The organism is Comamonas sp. FUJ_7 (assembly GCF_057369555.1).
This window is the reverse complement of sequence record NZ_JBXXZI010000022.1, coordinates 1-4383: the sequence shown is the minus strand read 5'-3', so window position 1 is coordinate 4383 and position 4383 is coordinate 1. Positions and strand designations below refer to the sequence as shown.

General features: G+C 50.9%; 3 protein-coding genes. 1 reads left to right on the top strand and 2 read right to left on the bottom strand.

Features of this window, described 5'->3' with window-relative positions; genetic code table 11:
- Positions 1–253 precede the first annotated feature (253 nt).
- Together AC2I9W_RS17530 and AC2I9W_RS17525 are read right to left on the bottom strand one after the other, a co-directional pair.
- Complete coding sequence (locus AC2I9W_RS17530; RefSeq protein WP_486411194.1) at positions 254–1993, bottom strand: FAD-binding protein; 1740 nt, start codon at positions 1991–1993, stop codon at positions 254–256.
- A 647-nt stretch (positions 1994–2640) separates the two neighbouring features.
- Positions 2641–3555, bottom strand: coding sequence for a LysR family transcriptional regulator (locus tag AC2I9W_RS17525; RefSeq protein WP_257469247.1), 915 nt, complete (start codon positions 3553–3555; stop codon positions 2641–2643).
- A gap of 110 nt (positions 3556–3665) precedes the next feature.
- On the opposite strand from AC2I9W_RS17525, the gene AC2I9W_RS17520 reads away from it, so the two are divergent.
- Positions 3666–4271 (top strand): FMN-dependent NADH-azoreductase, encoded by a 606-nt coding sequence (locus tag AC2I9W_RS17520; protein ID WP_219164438.1) that lies wholly within the window; start codon positions 3666–3668, stop codon positions 4269–4271.
- Positions 4272–4383: the final 112 nt, after the last annotated feature.

Here is a 4383-nt window from a genome sequence, read left to right as displayed (position 1 = left end):
AAGCGTCTGATCGCAATTTTCTGCAAAGCCGACCTTGGCACCGTAAGTCGGCTTTAAGCTGTGAATTCGACTAGTTTGAGTCAGTCGCAGTCCCAATCTGAATGACAGGAACCCTTAGGGTGTGGGTGCATAAAAAGCAAGATGCCCGCGAAACGCGGGCATCTTGAGTGCCAGGGGTAAGGGAACATCACACTCGTTCAAGCACTATCACGCTTGAAATCGAGTTTTGCAGAGTTTCCTTAGCTGCAAGCTTTTAGATTTGATCTGACCGTATTTCTTCATTTGAAGAGGTATGAGGTGAGACATTCTTTCCTATTGCCTGCGCTGCACGACGGCCTGAAAAAATGCAGTCAGCATAGGAAAGGCCGCTTACGTATAGATGGGAGCACAGGCCAATCGCGGTACGACCAGCAGCATATAGTCCATCGATTTCTGAGCCGTCCTCACGCTGCACAACTCCGGTGACTTCGTTCACACGCAGCCCGCCTACTGTCATGCACGCGAGAGGGAAAGTGCTACTGTCGGCCGATGCATCGATTGCCCAGCATGGGCCATCCTCGATGACAGCCATATCGCTGGACAATTTCTCGAAAGGGTCTGGAATCTCTCCGCGTGCAGCCGCATTATTGTTGGCGATGGTTGTACGAAATGCTTCGCGGTCAAAACCCATCCGTTCGGCCATCGCATCTAGGCTGGATGCTTTTTTCGATGCGAACAATACGTTAAGTAGGGTGATGTCACGTTGGAATGCGAGCGTCTCAGGGCCAAATGCCTGGCGTAGCGCAGCCTTGCGCAGCTTCGCATCCAGAATGATGTATGCGCGCCCTCCGTTGCGTTCGACCAAAGCGTCACCGATCGCTGCTCCATAGTGCGTTTCGTTGACAAAGCGTTCTCCGCGGGCGTTGACCATGATTGCTTGCGACCAAGCCACGGGAGGGTTAATCATGCGCCATGCTGATACGCGCTCCATAAGGTCAGCATGCCCGCCGGCTGATACGCCAAGCATGATGCCGCTACCCGTATCACCCAATGTTCCATTGGGCATTGAGGCAGCATATTTGGGTGCGAAATGCTGGACCATCTGATTGTTGAGGATGAAGCCACCGGCACTCAGCACAACACCATGACGGGCATGAATCCATTCCGACACTCGCGACTTTTGCTCAATACGCATTGCCTTGGCAAGGTATCGGGAACCAATGCTATAGCTGATCTGTGAGCCAAAAAATGTTGGCGGCAGCAGTGCCATCCACCAATTTGCACGAGCGATCGCGTGCTCAAAAGCCGCCGCAGAGTCTGGATCAGCGATGCGCTCAACACGCACTCCGATGACACGTCCATTGGTGTCGAGAGCCAGTTGCCTGGCCTCCGCAAAGCGCCGAAAATCAAGGCCCTTTGCAATTGCAGCAGAACGCAGTGGGTCGTAAATAGATACACCTAGCCCCCACGCTTTGTTGCCGTTACGCATGACCCCCCGATGACCACGGGCAGCAGGCCGGGCGATGCTGCGATAGGGTTCGGCAAGTGTGCTGTCCGGATGGTAGAGAAACTTGTCGAGCGGTGGGTAGCTGGTTTTTTTTCGATAAATGCTGGGCTCGAATGGCACCCCGTGAGCCATCATCCAGTCAACATCGGCCGCGCTTTTTTCGCAGAAGGCCCTAAGAGTCTCATCTGCAACTACATCGCCTGCCTCCATCTTGAGATATGCAAACATGTTGGCAGGGTCATCATCTTCGCCTGCGGCTTTTTGGATTGCGGTGCCTCCCCCTGCATAGAAAACACCACCATTGGCTGCCGACGAGCCACCGCCAGCAAATCGGTCAAGAGCAATGACGCTCATGCCTCGCTGGCACCCCTCAAGCGCAGCGGCCACTCCAGCGCCGCCAAGACCCACCACAACCATATCTGCGGATCCACTCCAAGTGAAACTGCCAGGATCAGAGACGGTCATCGGTTCGTGGATTGACAGGCCCCATTCGCTGATGGCTTTCATTGCTCGAACACCTTTCTGAGGCCGCCAAAACTTTAAATGTGCTTACGTTTTTTATAGTTAACAGCATTTGGTGTTTTCTACACCGGTCTGCGTTTAACGATTTCTTCGCAAAGAGTTTGGTTTGGGCCAAGACGAGACACAAAACTGCAGGGCAAAGTGCCTTGCAGTACGACACGCACAACAGTGCCTTGAACATTGCACATCGGATTAGGTGTCGGCGGATATAGATGAAAAGCCCCTCGTCCTAATTGACGATGTGCTTGAAGTTCAGAGCCTGGAGGGCCTTTAGATCTTCTGCTGCGTGCGGTCGAGCGCTACCGCACCGAAGTGCCGATGAGAGGTCAATGAAAGGCGGGTATATACATGGCGACGGTTATGGACCATGAATCGACCAGCTTTTCCTAGACGGCCTTCAAACCACAAAGAAGCCTCGGCTCAACGACTGCTCTGTGTATCGGCAGTCATTGGAATTTTTAAGTCGAAGGACAGCAACCAGCGGCGGCTTCGCAGCGATTGCTGTCTGTCATATCGCAATGCCGACTGACTGCTCGTAGCTTCATAGCAGACATAGGACTTTTTTGATTAATTGGATTTTTAACTATCTGAAAAACGCTGGTCTATCCAGTTTTAAATAGGGGATGCAGAGATCACATACCTATTTTGGCTAATCGTATCGGTAACTCTCGAACCAAAGTGTCAACGATCAGCCGGACCTTTAATGGTAAATGTGGCGTGTAGGGCCATAATGCATTGATTGGCTGCGTCACGCTTGATAGATGTGAAAGCACCGGACGCAGTTGCATGCTATCAAGATGTTTACGGGCTTGGAAAGACGGCAGCCAAGCGATTCCTAATCCAGTGATCGCTGCATTCGCAATGGCATGCATATCATCCATCAGTATTCGAGATTTCGGGCGAATAAATTTCAACTCACCGCTGTCTTCAATCTTCCATTCGTGTATGCGACCTTGACGCGTGTATGCGATTGCATCGTGTAAAAGCAACTCCTCTAATGTGGTGGGTGTGCCTCGACGATGCAGGTATGAAGCTGAGGCACAAAATACCATGTGGTGTTCACCGAGCTGTCTTGCAGACAATTCGGAACTGTCGGGCAGGGTTCCATTGCGAATGGCGAGATCAAATTTTTCCTCAATCAGATCTATCGTTCGATCGCTAAACGACATATCCAGAATTAAATCTGGGTGTTCCTTAGCAAGATCAAACAGAATTGGTGCAAGGCACATCTGTCCAAATAGCACTGGCATGGATATTCGCACCCGACCGCTGATGCTGCCTTTGCCGCTTTCCAGTGCTTCTTCGCCTATTCGCACAGCCTCTATAGCCTGTTGACAGTGCTCATAGAACAGTGCTCCTTCTTTGGTGAGAGACTGGCTACGCGTACTTCGTCGAAAGAGCAAGACACCCAAACGCTTCTCCAAGCGAGCAATCGTCTTTCCTATTGCTGAGCGAGTCAGAGACATCTTCTTCGCAGCTTCTGCAAAGTTCCCAGCTTCTACAACAGCTACAAACACTTCTATGCCATTCAAGCTACTAACCACCATTTATTGAATCCTTTTTGGAACCAATGTAGCGAAAATTTATACACAATCGAGAATAATTGTCTTGTTAGGATCTTGGATATCGACACAATGTCTTTGCATAGAGCTATTCAATGAGCAAAATTCTTGTCTTGCAGTCCAGTATCAACGGCAAACAATCTCGTACCAATTCGCTGATGGACACATTTCTTGCTGAGCGCAAGTCCCGAGGCTATACCGATGAAGTAACAGTGCGCGATCTGCCAGCCATGCGTTTACCCGTGCTGGATCGTGAACTTTTCCAAGCACTGCGTGGCCAAGCGAACCATCAAGAGCACATCCAGGAAGGCGTTGCTCTGTCAGATCAACTGATTACCGAACTCAAGGCTTGCGATTTGCTGCTGATCGGAGCCCCCATGTACAACCTAAATGTTCCAACGGAGCTAAAGAACTGGTTTGACCTGATCGCACGCGCTCATGTGACATTCCGCTATACAGAGACTCACCCGATGGGGCTGGTGACAGGCGTTCGTGCCATCGTATTCAGCTCCTGGGGTGGAATGCATCAAGGGCTAGCAAGTGATGCAGTCACGCCATATCTGCGTTCAGTCTTGGGATTAGTTGGCATTACAAAGGTCGAATTTGTGTATGCCGAAGGTATGGATATAAAACCAGACGGAGTGGCGAAAGGAATGGCAGATGCGATCGCACAAATTCAGAGTCTGGCGGCGGGAACCTGATGCTCATTCTTGCACGTGGAGAGCACACTCTTGGCTCATCACTGGGCTAGATAAGCATAGTTAGTTTCTGCGGATGCTTAATGGCTGCTCTCGGTAGAGGCTGTGTGGAAAT